We start from the raw sequence: 15,168 nt of genomic DNA on the forward strand, positions 1-15,168 counted from the left end.
TCTGAATGACCACAAATAACCCATATAATTTCCTACCTTTGCAGCCTACTGGTAGAAATGAGAACGATACTGCCAATACCTATGCTCCTGAAGATATGATCAAAATATATGAGCAGCAGTTCCTCATTCAAGTACCCGAAGACAAGCTGACAGAGTTTCTGCCAGCGCTCAAAGCATTTTATGATATTGATAATCATACGTTAGATGTTAGTGCCATTATTTTCGATGCAATCGCAGACTCTGCTATCATTTATAATCACAAAATCAAAGTAGGCGACTATCAACTGCTGGGCGGACTGGTAGAGGAAGCGATTGAATACGACGAAGACGATACAAGCGCGGATAGTGTGGAAGGTGAAGAGATCCAAGCCTACACGTTAGAGTGCCAGCGTAAATTTTTTATTAATGATATAGAGATACCTTATCATTTCAATCTATTTATCTACGGCGATGGTTATTCTACGTTGACCAAAAAAGACACGGTACTCGAAAAGATGTATTGGTTCGTTAGAGGTCGATTCGAAGAAGACTTGTTAGATGAGGCTGAAGACAACGACAGCTTAGCGTCTATCAATAAGCAACTGGCTGAGTTAGGTATTCGTGCAATGGACCTGACAACTATAGATGAAATGGTCAGCTATGTAGAAAACAGCATCATAGATGATGCCATGGTAGATGAGTTAAATAGGCTTTTAGATGATGCCGAGTAGGGTGAAGCACTATCTTGTAAGATGAGTAGTCATTTGGCACACCATAAAAGGGCGCTCTAGATTATAGATCTAAAGCGCCCTTTGATTGCTATGGTTAAGTGCCTCTCATATCATTACGAATGTGCTGAGATAAAATCGGCAATAAAATTATTAACGATTTCTGGCTGCTCAAGTGCTACCGAGTGACCGGCCTTTGGAATGACAAACATCTTGCCGTCTGCTACCTTTTTAACAATATTTTCTGACAGAGGTACTTCATACGCATGGTCTTGCTCACCTGCTAATACCAGCATAGGTACCCGACAGCCCTCAATTTCATCTAGTATACCCGTACGATGAATAACGCCATCGGCACTACGCGCAATGTCTGGTTTTAGCTTTAGCATATGTTCGCGCCAGTACTCACGCTCGCTTGCTCGAGAGGCATTTGCCAAGTAATCATCGCCAAACATTATGTACATAAGTGTGTCTATAAATGGCTCAGTACCTTGTGCACTTAATCCTTCTACCAAAGGTGAAAAATCGGCTAGTTTGTACTCAAGCTCTCCGCTAGATCCAAGTACAATACAACCCTTTAATAAATCTGGACGGCGAGCGGCTAAACGTAGCGCAATAAATCCGCCCATAGAGTTACCAGCGAAGAAACAAGGTCCTAGCTCAAGCGCTTCAATCAAGGCGATAGCGTCATTAGTATGTGTATCCATATCAACGCTTGTCAGCTCTGAACGCGCACTTTGACCTTGATCTCGATCGTCATAACTTATAATGCGAATAGTTTTAGATAACTGCTCTATCTGATGAACAAACATTTTGTGATCAAAAAATAGCGAGTGACTTAGTACCAATACTGGCGCATCTTTGGGACCTTCATCGCTATAGAACAGAGTAGTTCCGTTGACATTAATATTTGGCATGATCTTTTCCTTGTGTGAACACTATTGAGTGTGATGACACGCACAATAAACAGAGCGTGATATTTGCGTTGTGTGATATCTGCGTTAATCCTTTAACCTTATTATTTGTATCAGAGTTCTTTGGTCATTGAAAGCGATGAATTTTGAGAAAGGCTCCTTCTGAATCAAGCATTAAAGTTAATGGGTTATATCAGTACGATCGTAGATGTAAGGGGTATACTACGAATGACTTCGTATATGCCTGTCTGAGAGTCGCTACCATTAATAAGTCGCCTTACCGCTATTTACGATTACACGACTCTGTATATATTTCTAGGTTTTTGCCCATCTCTACTCAAAGGGCTACTGGATTTCCTATATAATGACAGCAGTCTCGTTATAGGCGACCCATTCAATGTAGGCTTTTTTAGTAAAAATACTTCTTATCAGGTAAAACGGTGCTTTATGTTTAATGCTTCCTCGACTCGTCTAAATAAATATATCAGCGAAAGTGGTATTTGCTCACGGCGTGACGCTGACCGCTTTGTGGAACAAGGTAACGTATACATCAATGGCAAGCGTGCTGCGGTGGGTGATCAAGTGGTCGCTGGTGATACCGTAAAAGTAAACGGACAGTTGATTGAGCCACGAGAGCCTGATGATTTTGTATTTATTGCTTTGAATAAGCCTGTGGGTATTGTAAGCACGACAGAAAGCTCTGAGAAAAACAACATTGTTGATTTCGTCAGACATGGGGTACGTATTTTTCCGATTGGTCGACTGGACAAAGACTCTCAAGGACTGATCTTTTTGACCAACAATGGCGATCTGGTCAATAAAGTACTGCGTGCTGGTAACAACCACGAAAAAGAGTATCTGGTCACGGTCAATAAGCCGATAACGGACAGCTTTATTGAAGGGCTATCAGGTGGCGTGCCGATGCTGGGCAAAATGACGAAAAAATGCCCCGTAACCAAGGTTGCCCCTAACATATTTAATATCATACTCATCCAAGGTCTGAACCGCCAAATTCGCCGTATGTGTGAGCATTTTGGTTATGATGTCGTCAAGCTTGAACGTACACGAGTTATGAATGTCAGTCTGAAAGGACTCCCTGTAGGCGATTGGCGAGATCTCACGCCAAAGGAGTTAACTGATTTGCTTAAAGCTGTAGAAAACTCTTCGTCACAAGATAATCATTCAGGCAAAAAATCTCGTAAAGCACCAAGAAAAAAGCCTTATAACGATACCTCATCCAAGTCAAAACCATCTTCAAAATCGGCGGGCGCTTCAAAAGGGCGTAACAAACATGCCAAGGATGATGCCAGAAAGCCCGCAGGGTCTAAAGGCAGAGATGGACGTCCCACTGGTCGCGGCAAGAATGCTGGCGGCAATGGTAAGCCCACTACAAACGGTAAGCGTCCCTCAAAAGGTCGCGGGGCTAAGCGCTCTTCACGTTAACATCTGATTGCTTTACTTATTTTAAAATGCCAGTAAGCTAAATAATTCTAACCTTAACGAGACACTATTATGTTTAAAATAAAAGTAGAGCGCATTGTCAAAAAACCAATTGATGACGTTTTTGAAGCCTTGAGTGACCATGCGAGCTATGGATCATTTAAAGCGGTAGGAGTAGCTAAGTTAGTCACTGAAGGTGATGAGGAGCGCAATGGCGTTGGCGCTTTGCGCACCATTAAGACAGGACCTGTTAAGTTTTGGGAGCGAATTACAGCGTTTGAGCGTCCTACTCATATGCAATACCAAATCGAAAAATCTAAACCTATCAAGATGCGACACGACAAAGGCGTCATTGACCTAAAGGACTTGGGTGATGGCACCACACACGTGACGTGGGTATCTGAGGGTCGATTGACGGTACCATTGCCATTAGTTGGTCGTCTATTCGACCGTCAAATGCAAAAACAAGGAACCATAGGGTTTAGTAGCATACTCAAATCTATAGAAAACCGCTAATCTAGTAGTCATATGAGCTCGTCTGATGTAACTTACGGGTAGTGGCTATTTTATTTGAGCCGCTACCCGTTTGCTTTAATTGGTTTTGTTCTTGGCAGCTTCAATCTCATTAAAGCGCGCTAACTGCTCTGGCGTGGCTCTTTGTTGATATTTCTCTTTCCACTCAGCGTAAGGCATACCATAAACGAGCTCGCGTGCATCTTCGTAGTCGATGTCAATACCACGCTCTTCACCCGCAGCTTTATACCATTTAGACAAGCAGTTACGACAAAAATCAGCAAGATTCATCAGCTCGATATTCTGTACATCTTTACGCTCATCCAAATGCGCCAATAAGCGACGAAATGCCGCAGCTTCTAATTCGATATTTGATTCTAATTTTGCCATAAGGTTTTCCCTAATTGTCGTTGAGCTATTTTAAAACTAGATGATACTAATCATATAAACATTGCGCAACCTGTGTTGGTGTATCAAAAACTCGCAAAATAAACTCAATCATAGCAGCCGTTTATCAGCTTAAAGCTTTCTAATTATAATATTAAACCATGCTTCATTTCTATCTGCTCTCTGGTCAAGTGTGAGCCAAGTTTCTTCTTTACAGTCGCAAGTAATTTTTTGCTTTGTGGCTGCCCAGCGCACTTCATTCATATCGTTGAAAAAGCGACCATCTTTTATACGCTCACTATCGCCATATTTAAATGAAGCGTACAACCCTCCGTCTTCTGTCAGCATGTGTAGTAATTTCTCTATTAGCTCAGGCAGCTCTCTATAAGGTACATGGAGTAGTGAAGCGCAGGACCAGATAGCAGTGAATTTATGTTGCCAGTTTTCTTGGACAATATCCTCAAACGTAGCACAATACCACTCAATCGTATCTTGCTTGGCAGCAGATTTTGATTGTGCAAGGTCGATTAGTACTTGGCTACCATCAATAGCAGTAACATTGAAACCTAAGGTGGCAAAGTAGATACTGTCACGACCAGAGCCGCAGCCTAAGTCTAATATGTGTTGTTGGTTTGGTGATCTAGCAGGTAGGGTTGCTATAAAAGGATGATATAGCTGATGCATATCCACACCAATAGTTTGCTCTACGAATGAGTTTGCGTTGCTATTGTAGAAGGCTAGGGTCTTTAATTGATTTGTCATGGATTATATATTGCCGATTATTATTAGAAAAGACTGTTTCCTTGTTGTCTAGGTTGCCAGACATGAATCAAATGCTCTTTTGAAAAGTTGAAAGACTTTTGCAAAAAATTCTGGCGTGACTTCTCATTTTTACCGGTTTGATTGATTAAGGTTTCGCGTAATGGGTGATGACTGCCAATCAAATATTCATTGCGTGTATGCAGTCTTTTTAATAATTCGATATGGGGTACTTGAGCAGATTTGCCATCAATACCGCGGTTGCAATCAGAGCAAGCGAGTACTAAGTTCCAAACCCCATCGACATTGATAGGTCTACAGCAATCAGCAGTCGCTACTTGAGATTTAAGGGTATGCGGAAAAAAATGGTCAATATCTGCTAGCATTGAGTGATTATGAGTTATGCTGATTTCTGTAAAGCAGTAAAAGCATCTGCTCTTTTGGTAACCGTTTAATGCACCTCTTGAGCTGGTGATATCAATGCGGCGATGTTTGGTGTCTTTAGTAAATAACTGATGAGTATTTTGGTCAAATTCAACTGCAATTAAACTTTTGCTAATATTGAGCTCCCAAGCTTTTTCTACCAAATTCCAGCGTGATTCCGTCTCAATATTTAAACGTTCTGTTCACGGTGATTTTCTTTAGTAGCTCTATTTGCGTAGCAACTGGGTTGTTTAGTCCATACTAAAAATCGCTACAAACCCCGAAAATTAGACAAAAAAAAGCCTCACCGCTCATATAAAGAGTAGTGAGGCTTTTTAAGTATTTGGAGCGGGAAAAGAGATTCGAACTCTCGACCCCAACCTTGGCAAGGTTATGCTCTACCACTGAGCTATTCCCGCTAATTATCAATTAACTATCGTCAGTTGATGAAGGCGTATTATACGCAGTTTTTTTTGGGTGTCAACACCTATGACGAAAAAAATTAAAGTTATTAAAATAGGCATGTTCTCTGCCCACAAATGTATGTTATAACGGTTTATTATAATATGTATTCCAAAAGCTTTGCATATATAAATAAGCTGGAACGCATTTTATAATTTCGCTTTAATTACATTCACAGTTATCAACACTTATAAAGATAAGTCATAGGGATAAAAAATGAGTCAACAGTATACCATCGCTGATTATTTGTTTGATCGTGTTGCAGAAGCAGGTGCTTCTGAGATATTCGGCGTACCAGGTGATTTTAACTTAACTTTTTTGGACAATGTACTTGCCTCTGACAAGCTACGCTGGGTAGGTAACACCAATGAGCTAAATGCAGGCTATGCGGCCGACGGCTATGCACGCGAGCGTGGGTTTGCCGCTATGGTGACGACTTTTGGCGTAGGGGAGTTATCCGCTATTAATGCGACGGCAGGTTCTTTTGCCGAGTACGCACCAGTCTTGCATATCGTAGGGGCACCAAGCACCGCTTTGCAAGATTCAAAGCGCCGTATTCATCATTCGCTGGGCGATGGCGTATTCAATCATTTTATTAAGATGGTCGAGCCTGTGACGGTAGCACGAGCGCAGATTACCCCTGAAAATGCCGCCTCAGAAATTGATAGAGTCATTCGACTGATTCTCAAAAAGCATCGTCCAGGTTATCTATTGCTCTCACCAGATGTCGCGCGCCAACCTATCTATCCACCAACGACCAAGCTGATTGATAGTCAAGAAGATATCACCAGTCAAGCCGCATTGTCGGACTTCAAGCAAGCGCTAACAGAATTTTTGCCAAATAAGACCACGACCCTGATGGCAGATCTGATGGTGCATCGTTTGGGCTTACAACCACAGCTCAAAGCGTTAATCGCTGACACCGATATTCCTTATACCACGCTATCTTGGGGTAAGACCTTACTTGATGAAAACAGCGATCGCTGGGCTGGTACTTATGCAGGTGTTGCCTCACGTCCTATAGTCAAAGATGCGGTAGAAAACTGCGAATGTCTGATTAAAGTAGGGGTGCAATATACGGACACCACTACCGCAGGATTTAGCCAAGATATTGACGAGAGTATAGTAGTCGACTTGCATTATGAGCGTGCTTCTATCAGTGGAAAGAACTTTGCACCGATTGCCTTGCAAGATGCGTTACAGGCCTTGCATGAAGTCATGACCTCTGGCATCAATATCGTACCAAAACCTTTCTGTGAGCCAGTTAAGCCGCATGAACAAAAAGGCGGGGATAGTGAGGCGATTCGCCAAGACGACCTATGGCATATCATTGCTGATTGCTTAGATCGTAATAATCTAGTGTTCTCTGAGCAAGGAACAGCATACTTTGGTATCAGTGATGTGCGTCTGCCAGAGGGCGTGACGTCATATGGGCAGCCAATGTGGGGGTCGATCGGCTATACGTTGCCAGCCAGCTTAGGTGCAGCGGTTGCCTCGCCAGATAAGCGCAGTGTTTTATTGATTGGTGATGGTTCAGCACTACTTACTATCCAAGAACTGGCGGTTATGATTCAAGAGCGTATCAATCCAGTAATCGTCCTAATCAATAACGATGGTTATACGGTGGAGCGCGCCATCCATGGCGAGAACCAATACTACAACGATATTCCTAAATGCGATTGGCAGATCATGCCAAAAGCGTTTGGCGCCACTGAAGCGAATAGTGTATTGCTCAAAGCAGAAACAGCAGGCGAGCTAAAAGCGGCTTTAAACAAAGCTGCCGCGACTACCGATAAGCTCGTAATGATAGAAGTCATCGCTGATAAGCATGATATTCCGCCATTGCTAGCCGATATTAGCGCCGCACTAAAACCAAAGAAGGATTAAGTAACTTGTAAAAGCTTACTTAATAAAAGCGAAAACCCCATTTAGCAACATGGCTAAATGGGGTTTTTTGCATTTTTTTATCACACTAGTCAATTAATCAGCGACGCCTCTTATGTCAATTCGTAGACTCTAGTATCATGGCTGATTGGGCTACGTATAGCCTTTATATTCAATAGGAGATAACCCCGTCGTGATTTGGTTAAAAATGCTTATTGGCGCGTTGATGGTACTGGCTATTCAATTGTTTGCACAAACTCGGTTCTTTTATTTGGCTGCACTTGCGCCACTGTTTCCTACATTTACTCTAATCAGTCACTTTATTGTTGGTACTGAGCGTAGTCCCGCAGATTTAAAGGTCGCGTTGATATTTAGTATGCTGGGGGTCATACCGCACCTGATTTATACCTTTGCCGTATTTTTTAGCATCAGTTATATCGGACTGTATAAAGCACTTCTATTAGGCGTCGTCGCTTGGCTAATTGCAGCGGCAATTTTGGTATTAGCATGGCAGTATATTCAGACGTAGAGTTTTATGATAGAGAGCACTCTGTGAGAATAGGGGTGCTGGATAAGATAGAGGAAGTATAGATAGGCAAGCAAAAGATTTATGATCAAAGGCTATCTGGCGTGATGTTTGCTCACAGTGGAATAACGCAAATATTTTGGCAATCGATTACTATTATGCTGCACCACATACTAATATAACAACGATAAAAATAGGGCTTCAAAAATGGATACCTTAAATATCCTATACCTTGTAGGGTCAGTGCTAATCTTTGCCAGTATCATGGCGAGCACATTGTCGGCACGCTTAGGTGTGCCATTACTACTACTGTTTTTGATAGTCGGTATGTTAGCAGGTGAGCAGGGGATCTTGGGTATTGAATTTTCTCAATATGGGATTGCCAACTTTGTGGGTCAAGCAGCGCTCGCCTGTATTCTATTAGACGGTGGTTTGCGTACGTCCTTTAAGTCATTTCGGGTCGGTCTAAAACCTGCAATAACCTTAGCGACTTGGGGCGTGCTGGTCACGGTTCTAGTGCTTGGCGTGTTTGTCACATGGCTACTCGATGTCGATTGGCGTTTTGGTCTATTGATGGCGGCGATTGTGGGCTCGACCGATGCGGCAGCGGTATTCTCTCTATTGCGTAATGGCGGCGTCAAGCTCAACGATCGTGTGCAAGCAACGCTTGAGCTAGAGTCTGGTGCCAATGATCCCTTGGCAATATTATTAGTGACAGGACTCATTGCTCTAAACGTCGACCCTGCTGGTCAAACCGTCTTTGGTTTTTTAGTTTTACTGTTGGAGCAGCTGGGCTTTGGCTTGGGGATGGGCTTGATTTTTGGATATCTGTTATCTCGGCTATTGCCCAAGATACATCTGGCAGAGGGTATGTATGCCATTTTGATACTGTCGGCAGGCTTGGCGGTGTTTGCCGCGACCAACTTGATTGGCGGTAGTGGGTTTTTGGCAGTGTATTTGACAGGGGTGCTAATAGGCAACCACAAGGTACGCTCAACCGAGCATGTCATGCGCGTAATGGACAGTTTTGCTTGGCTATCGCAAGCGGTACTATTTGTGGTATTGGGGCTACTGGTGACTCCCTCAAACGTCCTTAACGTCTGGCATTATTCGGTGGCGATAGCGGTCTTTATGATATTTGTTGCCCGTCCTATTGCGGTCTATACGAGTGTGAAGCCGTTTAAGTTTAAAGACCGCGAGATTGGGTTTATCTCTTGGGTCGGTTTGCGCGGTGCAGTGCCCATCACCCTTGCTATTTTGCCTGTCATGGCGGGAATTGATAACGCCTTTATGCTGTTTGATATTGCGTTTGGGGTTGTAGTGTTGTCGCTCATATTACAAGGTACGACCATTCCTACTATGGCAAATTTGTTTAAGGTACGTATTCCGACCAATAAAGATCCAAAAGAGGAACATGAGGTCTGGGTATCAGATAAGGCGAGTATTACTTTATACGAGTTTGAAGCACAATCAGGTGCATTTGCCATTGGCCGTCATCCTATGGGAATATCTAAAAGCATCGACCATGATGAGATCAGTATCTTTGCACTGGTGCGGGGGCAACAAATTGTTGTGGTGGACGAAAACACAAAGCTAAAGTTTGGCGATAGCGTCTGGTATGCCATGCGCGGCAGTCACGCGAGCAAAATCGCCAAAATTTTCAATGATACGACACTAGGTCGTAAGGCTATCGACGATTTTTATGGTGATTGGTTGCTGTCACCCAGCGTCAAACTCGGAGATTTACCATTTTTTGCAGAAGTAATGGCGTCCGATACGCTAGTAAAAAAGCTGAAAAAGACGGATAACAATAGCCGAGACGACATGTGGGAGCAGACAGTCGCTGAATATGTGACATCACACTTAGGTACCGCACCAGTCTCAGGCGATACCATCGTGGTAAATGACGAATGGTCGCTGGTTATCAAAGAAGTGGGTGATAAAGGCAAGCTAAGAAGCATAGGTCTAAAGCACCAACAACCGTCTACTACAGAGATGTGATAGTCATCCTATTTTTATAGCAAGTTCATCATCTTGTTTAAAAAATCAGCCGCTTGCTTGGGCTGGTTTTCCCGGTACGCCCAGTGATGCTCGACGTCGTAGCTTGCTTCATTGAGTAGGAGTATTTTCATCAGTCCCATACCTTCGTAACGCCTCGCCAGATCACGCGGTAAGTAGCCAACATGATGGCCTGCAAGGATAAGCTGCGCCGTCGCCTCCATATGGTAAGTGGTGGCGCTCAAGGTTTTGGGTCGGATGTGATTAATATGATGTTCAACCACATAGCCTCTTTTTATCCATGGATAATTTTGCTCTAAATCCTCAAGTGTCAAATCATCTGAGTTATAAAAAAGCCTATGCTCGCGTCCGCAGCAGACCACTTGCTTTTCAACAAATGCTGGCTGAAATGTAAGTAACGGTGGAAAGCTGCCAAAATAACCCACACCGATATCGCTCTCGTTACTTACGAGCTTTTCTAACATGCTCTCAGGACTTTGTACGTCGATAGAAAAGTGAATCAGTGGGTTATCACGGTAGCTGCTGGCAAGACGCTGTCTAAGCGCGTCATAAAAAAACTTGGGCATCTGATCAATCAAGCACAGCCTGATATGGCCGCCGTGTACTGAATCTAATTGCTTAATGTAATGCAGCTGATGCTGAAAGCTTGCGACTGATTCGGTAAAACCCAAACATGCCTCATAGACCGCCGCACCGTCCTCTGTCAGCTTAAACCCTGCTCGACCACGGTGACATAATGTCATGCCCAAACGATCTTCTAAATGAGTGAGATGACCACTGATCACCGAGGTTGTGACACTCAAACGTGACTGAGCGGCAGTCACGCCTTGGCACTCCACGATAGCCATAAAGCTACGTAGTGTTTTGATGTCTATTTTTATCAGCTCATCTAATATCAAAATCGATTCCTTTTTTCAATGACGTACTGTCTTAAAGTTGTCCTGCCTCGACGATGTATATTTTTAGCCACTGGTATTTGATCAGTATTATTGCTTCTAAACTTCTGGTAATAACCGATAAAGACACTTTACTACGAAAAACCAAAAGTTTACTTCTAAATTTTACCATGGTTCCTTCCCTTATATTTATGTATTGTCAATCGTATGTAGCAAATTGTGTATATAAACAAAACGGACAAGGAAGTAACTTATGACATTCAATCAACCATTAAGTGGCAACGACATGCCAAGATTTGGCGGCTTTGCTTCTATGATGCGTCTGCCAACTCAGGCTGATGCTGAAGGGTTAGATGTGGCATTCGTTGGTGTGCCTCTAGACATTGGTGCCTCCAACCGTAGCGGTGCTAGATTGGGCCCTAGACAGATTCGTGATGAGTCAAGAATGATTCGCCCTTATAACGTCGCTACGCGTGCTGCACCATTTGAGTCACTACAAGTGGCTGATATCGGTGATGTACCTATCAATACATTCAACCTGCTAAAAAGCGTTGATATCATCGAAAAATTCTATTCAGAAAAAATCGTTAAGCATGGTGCCATTCCGCTCACGCTAGGCGGCGATCATACCATCGCACTACCTATCCTGCGTGCACTCGCCAAAAAACACGGCCCTGTCGGTATGGTGCATATCGATGCTCACGCTGATATCAACGACGACATGTTTGGCGAAAAAATCGCTCATGGCACACCGTTCCGCCGCGCTGTCGAAGAAAACCTAATCGATGGCAACCGTGTGGTACAGATTGGTCTGCGTGGTACAGGTTATAGCGCCGAAGAGTTTGACTGGTCGACCCAGCAAGGCTTTCGCGTCGTGCCTGCTGAAGAATGCTGGTATAAGTCGCTTGCGCCACTCATGGCAGAAGTACGCGAAAAGCTCGGCGATGGTCCTGTTTATTTAAGTTTTGATATTGATGGGATTGACCCTGCGTTTGCGCCTGGTACGGGTACCGCTGAGATTGGTGGTTTGACCTCCACGCAAGGTATCGAAATCATTCGCGGGATGCGCGGTCTTGATGTGGTTGGTGGTGACTTGGTCGAAGTATCACCACCATATGATCCATTTGGCAACACCTCTGTACTGGCGGCGAACCTGCTATTTGAGATGCTATGTATCTTACCAGGCGTACGCTATGACGATAAGGTAAAAGCCGTCTACTAAGAGCCGCCGCTTATTAGTTAGAGCTGCAGGTAAAGCAGCTATCCGAATAGGGTATGTGAGTAGACAAGGACATGGTTATCAGCGTTTTTGAGCCGCTGGTATGAATGCAATTTGGTTAAGGAAGACCCCAATGAGTAAATCCTCTTCGTTTTTTGGTCAAGACACCCTTTCTCCAAATGAGGCTGGACAAAGTCTAGGCTCGATTGGTACGTTTGCGTTATGGTTTGGCGCCAATATTGTGGTGACGACCATTTTGACGGGCATGTTACTCGTACCTGATTTACAGTTCACGACGGCTATCACCACCGTGCTCATTGGTTCATTGATTGGGGCGATTCCCCTGCTGTTGGTCGGTCTAATGGGGCAGCGTACCGGACTGCCATCGATGGCGCTGACGCGCCGTGCTTATGGCCCCGTTGGTAGTCAATTGATCTCGTTAGTAAATATGGGTGTGCTGATTGCGTGGAGCTGTATTCAGGCGCTATTGGCTGGCATGAGTCTTGATTACGCGGTTGAGGCTACTACAGGCTATAGCAACCTACCGCTGTTTGTGATTTTGTGCGAGACCGTGGTGGTGCTGATTGTGCTACGTGGTCACCTTGGCATCGAGCTTGTCGAACGCTGGGCTGCATTGGCAATGGCGGCGCTTACCGTTATAGTGCTCTATCAACTCAACCAACATTACGATGTCTCAAGACTGTTTGAGATGCCTGTTGAGTCACGCAACGGTATTACCTTAGGTATCGCCTTTGATATTGTCATTGCTACTGCTTTTTCGTGGATGTCTTCTGCCGCCGATTATAATCGCAATTGTAAATCCCCAAAAGTAGCCATATGGGGCACGTATTTTGGTTATATTGTGGCAGCCATCGTTGCCATGGGGTTGGGTGCGACCATCTCAGGTCTGTCTATCATGTATGGTATGGAGCAGACTTATGATCCGACGCGTTTGCTCGCTGACTTCGGTTTTGGTTTGCCAGCCGCATTGGTTATTTTCTTCTCGGTTATGACGACCAATGTTATGGCTGTCTATAGCGCCACGTTATCCTGCATGAACATCAAGCCTAATATGAGCTTTTGGAAGCCTGCTCTTATCATTGGTTTGGTCACCATTTTTGGCGCGCTGATTCCGGGTATCTTAGATCAATTCCAAAATTTCCTATTGATCGTAGGCGCGCTATTTATCCCCGCATTTTCAGTCATGATCGTCGATTATTACCTTGTTAGTAAAGAAGGCTATACGGCAAGATTGCTTGATGCCACGCATCAACTGGGACGTCCTACCGCAAAGATTGCGATTGCAGCTTACGTGATGGGTGCGGCTCTAGCAGCTTATTGGACATTGATTGCACCGCCGTCATTTGGTGCCTCATTACCTGTCTTTATCATTACAGGTGGTCTCTACTGGTTAGGTGCGACTGTGTTTACTCGTCCTAGTGATGCCATCAATTCCACTCACGAGGAGCCATCATTATGAAATTGATGATTGCTCAAACCAATCCCTCACGGGCTGAACCAGTCGCTAATCTAGACGCACTAGAGTCGCTTTGCCGCCTAGCTGTGGAGGCAAAAGTAGATCTGATTGCATTACCAGAGCTTGCATTTACAGGCTACAACATCTTTGAGCGCCTTGATGATTTAGCGGAAGCGATCGATGGGCCCATTGTGACTCAAGTGGCAAAGTTGGCTAATCAGTACAATTTACATGTGCTCTTTGGGCTTGCTGAACGCCGAGATAGTGGTGAGCTGAGTAACGTTGCTATATTAATAGACGATAACGGCAAGCATCTTGCGACTTATGACAAGCGCTACTTGTGGGATCGCGAACATCAGTTCTTTACAGCAGGTAAAAAGCCCTGTGTGATCGATACGCGTTTTGGTAAGTTGGGTCTAATGATTTGTTATGACAATGAGTTCCCAGAAGTAGCAAGAGAACTGGCGCAAGCTGGGGCACAAATCATCCTGTCACCAACGGCTAATATGCTGCCAAATGCCGAGCGTCAAGTGCTTCAAATACGCGCTCGTGCCATGGACAATCAATGCTTTGTCGCTTGTATTAATCGCTCGGGTGTAGAAGATAATCTTTATTATTGTGGTAATAGCATCGTCGCTGACCCCGATGGTGAGGTGCTCGGCAGACTTGGCCTAACGGCTGGCACGATGATCGTCGATATCGATTTCGCCCGTATTGATGAAAGCCGTACGCACCAAAACTATCTCAGTGACTTAAATCTCAGCCGCTTGGATATTTCTAATGGAGCTGACTTATGAGTAAACAATCACTAGCGCGTATCAAACCAGAGAACTGGTATCGCACCACCGCGCATAGCGATGGTGTCACGCTCATCGATGAGCCGTGGATTAAGCCGTTTTTTCGTTGCAATCTGTGGCACGTGCGCGGCAGCCAGCGCGATCTATTGGTCGATTTCGGATTAGGGGCAGTACCGCTGCGTCGTCATGTCGCTTTACTCAGTGATCGCGATATCGTGGGCGTTGCCAGTCATACGCATTTTGATCACATCGGCGCTGCGAGCGAGTTTGACTGCTGTCACGTGCATTCTGCTGAAGCGCATATACTCGCTGAACCAGACAATGCGCGTACGTTGGCAGATATGTTTGTCAATGACGAGATGTTTGATGCGTTGCCGCCCGAGCCTTACGCTCATTGCGGCTACAAAATCGCAGCACCCGCCAAAATTATGACATTAGAAGATGGCGATATGATCGATTTGGGCAATCGGCGATTTGAGGTGATTCATACGCCGGGTCATTCACCAGGTGGCATTGCTTTATGGGAAGCGGCCAGCGAAACGCTCATTTCTGGTGATCTTATCTATGACGGTCCATTGATTGAAGATACATGGCACAGCGACATGGCTGACTATGCCGAAAGCATGCGCCGTCTCAATGCGCTGCCTGTACGAGTCGTCCATGGAGGGCATTTCCCCAGTTTTTCAGGCAAGCGTTTGCATGTGATGATTGATGACTGGTTACGCCATCATGATTTTTGATTCAT

The 15,168-nt window shown here is 44.5% G+C and carries 15 protein-coding genes and 1 tRNA gene; 10 read left to right on the plus strand and 6 right to left on the minus strand.

Annotation, left to right across the window (positions count from 1 at the left end; translation table 11 throughout):
- Positions 1-5: 5 nt before the first annotated feature.
- A complete protein-coding gene (locus ACTXGL_RS09045; RefSeq protein WP_443526347.1) occupies positions 6-710 on the plus strand; it encodes a hypothetical protein in 705 nt (234 codons plus the stop codon).
- 113 nt (positions 711-823) lie between these two features.
- On the opposite strand, the gene ACTXGL_RS09050 is transcribed toward ACTXGL_RS09045, so the two are convergent.
- The gene (locus ACTXGL_RS09050; RefSeq protein ID WP_443526349.1) at positions 824-1,624 is read right to left on the minus strand and encodes an alpha/beta fold hydrolase; all 801 of its coding nucleotides are present in this window, start codon (positions 1,622-1,624) and stop codon (positions 824-826) included.
- Positions 1,625-2,068: 444 nt separating this feature from the next.
- On the opposite strand from ACTXGL_RS09050, the gene rluF reads away from it, so the two are divergent.
- Both rluF and ACTXGL_RS09060 read left to right on the plus strand, forming a co-directional pair.
- Positions 2,069-3,064 carry a 23S rRNA pseudouridine(2604) synthase RluF gene (gene rluF, locus ACTXGL_RS09055; protein WP_443526351.1) on the plus strand — a complete coding sequence of 332 codons (996 nt, stop codon included), beginning with the start codon at positions 2,069-2,071 and terminating at the stop codon, positions 3,062-3,064.
- 69 nt (positions 3,065-3,133) lie between these two features.
- Positions 3,134-3,577 carry an SRPBCC family protein gene (locus tag ACTXGL_RS09060; RefSeq protein WP_443526352.1) on the plus strand — a complete coding sequence of 148 codons (444 nt, stop codon included), beginning with the start codon at positions 3,134-3,136 and terminating at the stop codon, positions 3,575-3,577.
- A 75-nt stretch (positions 3,578-3,652) separates the two neighbouring features.
- Here the strand turns inward: ACTXGL_RS09060 and ACTXGL_RS09065 are convergent, their stop codons facing one another.
- From ACTXGL_RS09065 to ACTXGL_RS09080, 4 genes are all read right to left on the minus strand, one after another.
- Positions 3,653-3,964: a DUF1244 domain-containing protein gene (locus tag ACTXGL_RS09065; RefSeq protein WP_443526354.1), complete on the minus strand. Its 312-nt coding sequence runs from the start codon at positions 3,962-3,964 to the stop codon at positions 3,653-3,655.
- A 129-nt stretch (positions 3,965-4,093) separates the two neighbouring features.
- Entirely contained in the window at positions 4,094-4,723 is a 630-nt protein-coding gene (locus tag ACTXGL_RS09070; protein WP_443526355.1) for a class I SAM-dependent methyltransferase, read from the minus strand.
- A gap of 23 nt (positions 4,724-4,746) precedes the next feature.
- Positions 4,747-5,307, minus strand: a complete 561-nt coding sequence (locus tag ACTXGL_RS09075; RefSeq protein WP_443526357.1) for an HNH endonuclease family protein — start codon at positions 5,305-5,307, stop codon at positions 4,747-4,749.
- Positions 5,308-5,487: 180 nt separating this feature from the next.
- Positions 5,488-5,562: transfer RNA gene (locus ACTXGL_RS09080), tRNA-Gly, on the minus strand.
- A gap of 259 nt (positions 5,563-5,821) precedes the next feature.
- Here ACTXGL_RS09080 and ACTXGL_RS09085 point away from each other — a divergent pair.
- The 3 genes from ACTXGL_RS09085 (at position 5,822) to ACTXGL_RS09095 (ending at position 10,016) form a co-directional block, all read left to right on the plus strand.
- Complete coding sequence (locus tag ACTXGL_RS09085; RefSeq protein ID WP_443526359.1) at positions 5,822-7,492, plus strand: alpha-keto acid decarboxylase family protein; 1,671 nt, start codon at positions 5,822-5,824, stop codon at positions 7,490-7,492.
- Between the two features lie 190 nt (positions 7,493-7,682).
- Positions 7,683-8,018 carry a GlpM family protein gene (locus tag ACTXGL_RS09090; RefSeq protein ID WP_319052153.1) on the plus strand — a complete coding sequence of 112 codons (336 nt, stop codon included), beginning with the start codon at positions 7,683-7,685 and terminating at the stop codon, positions 8,016-8,018.
- Between the two features lie 204 nt (positions 8,019-8,222).
- On the plus strand, positions 8,223-10,016 hold the full coding sequence (locus ACTXGL_RS09095) for a potassium/proton antiporter (protein ID WP_443526361.1): 1,794 nt from the start codon (positions 8,223-8,225) through the stop codon (positions 10,014-10,016).
- A 14-nt stretch (positions 10,017-10,030) separates the two neighbouring features.
- On the opposite strand, the gene ACTXGL_RS09100 is transcribed toward ACTXGL_RS09095, so the two are convergent.
- Positions 10,031-10,933, minus strand: coding sequence for a LysR family transcriptional regulator (locus tag ACTXGL_RS09100; protein WP_319052155.1), 903 nt, complete (start codon positions 10,931-10,933; stop codon positions 10,031-10,033).
- A gap of 250 nt (positions 10,934-11,183) precedes the next feature.
- Between ACTXGL_RS09100 and speB the strand changes: the two genes are divergently transcribed.
- The 4 genes from speB (at position 11,184) to ACTXGL_RS09120 (ending at position 15,163) form a co-directional block, all read left to right on the plus strand.
- The gene (gene speB, locus ACTXGL_RS09105; RefSeq protein ID WP_443526363.1) at positions 11,184-12,152 is read left to right on the plus strand and encodes an agmatinase; all 969 of its coding nucleotides are present in this window, start codon (positions 11,184-11,186) and stop codon (positions 12,150-12,152) included.
- Between the two features lie 130 nt (positions 12,153-12,282).
- Positions 12,283-13,629: a purine-cytosine permease family protein gene (locus tag ACTXGL_RS09110; protein WP_443526365.1), complete on the plus strand. Its 1,347-nt coding sequence runs from the start codon at positions 12,283-12,285 to the stop codon at positions 13,627-13,629.
- Complete coding sequence (locus tag ACTXGL_RS09115) at positions 13,626-14,423, plus strand: carbon-nitrogen hydrolase family protein (RefSeq protein ID WP_443526367.1); 798 nt, start codon at positions 13,626-13,628, stop codon at positions 14,421-14,423. The genes ACTXGL_RS09110 and ACTXGL_RS09115 overlap by 4 nt, the downstream gene beginning before the upstream one ends.
- The gene (locus ACTXGL_RS09120) at positions 14,420-15,163 is read left to right on the plus strand and encodes an MBL fold metallo-hydrolase (RefSeq protein ID WP_443526369.1); all 744 of its coding nucleotides are present in this window, start codon (positions 14,420-14,422) and stop codon (positions 15,161-15,163) included. Before ACTXGL_RS09115 ends, ACTXGL_RS09120 begins: the two co-directional genes overlap by 4 nt.
- Positions 15,164-15,168 lie beyond the last annotated feature (5 nt).

This window comes from Psychrobacter sp. T6-6 (assembly GCF_052258185.1).
Lineage (GTDB): Bacteria > Pseudomonadota > Gammaproteobacteria > Pseudomonadales > Moraxellaceae > Psychrobacter.

Excerpts from the sequence above, each read along its gene's own strand:
- rluF (WP_443526351.1), top strand. The coding sequence starts at position 2,069 with ATGTTTAATGCTTCCTCGACTCGTCTAAATAAATATATCAGCGAAAGT.
- ACTXGL_RS09050 (WP_443526349.1), bottom strand. The coding sequence starts at position 1,624 with ATGCCAAATATTAATGTCAACGGAACTACTCTGTTCTATAGCGATGAA.
- ACTXGL_RS09115 (WP_443526367.1), top strand. The coding sequence starts at position 13,626 with ATGAAATTGATGATTGCTCAAACCAATCCCTCACGGGCTGAACCAGTC.
- speB (WP_443526363.1), top strand. The coding sequence starts at position 11,184 with ATGACATTCAATCAACCATTAAGTGGCAACGACATGCCAAGATTTGGC.
- ACTXGL_RS09065 (WP_443526354.1), bottom strand. The coding sequence starts at position 3,964 with ATGGCAAAATTAGAATCAAATATCGAATTAGAAGCTGCGGCATTTCGT.
- ACTXGL_RS09060 (WP_443526352.1), top strand. The coding sequence starts at position 3,134 with ATGTTTAAAATAAAAGTAGAGCGCATTGTCAAAAAACCAATTGATGAC.
- ACTXGL_RS09045 (WP_443526347.1), top strand. The coding sequence starts at position 6 with ATGACCACAAATAACCCATATAATTTCCTACCTTTGCAGCCTACTGGT.
- ACTXGL_RS09085 (WP_443526359.1), top strand. The coding sequence starts at position 5,822 with ATGAGTCAACAGTATACCATCGCTGATTATTTGTTTGATCGTGTTGCA.
- ACTXGL_RS09095 (WP_443526361.1), top strand. The coding sequence starts at position 8,223 with ATGGATACCTTAAATATCCTATACCTTGTAGGGTCAGTGCTAATCTTT.
- ACTXGL_RS09110 (WP_443526365.1), top strand. The coding sequence starts at position 12,283 with ATGAGTAAATCCTCTTCGTTTTTTGGTCAAGACACCCTTTCTCCAAAT.
- ACTXGL_RS09070 (WP_443526355.1), bottom strand. The coding sequence starts at position 4,723 with ATGACAAATCAATTAAAGACCCTAGCCTTCTACAATAGCAACGCAAAC.
- ACTXGL_RS09120 (WP_443526369.1), top strand. The coding sequence starts at position 14,420 with ATGAGTAAACAATCACTAGCGCGTATCAAACCAGAGAACTGGTATCGC.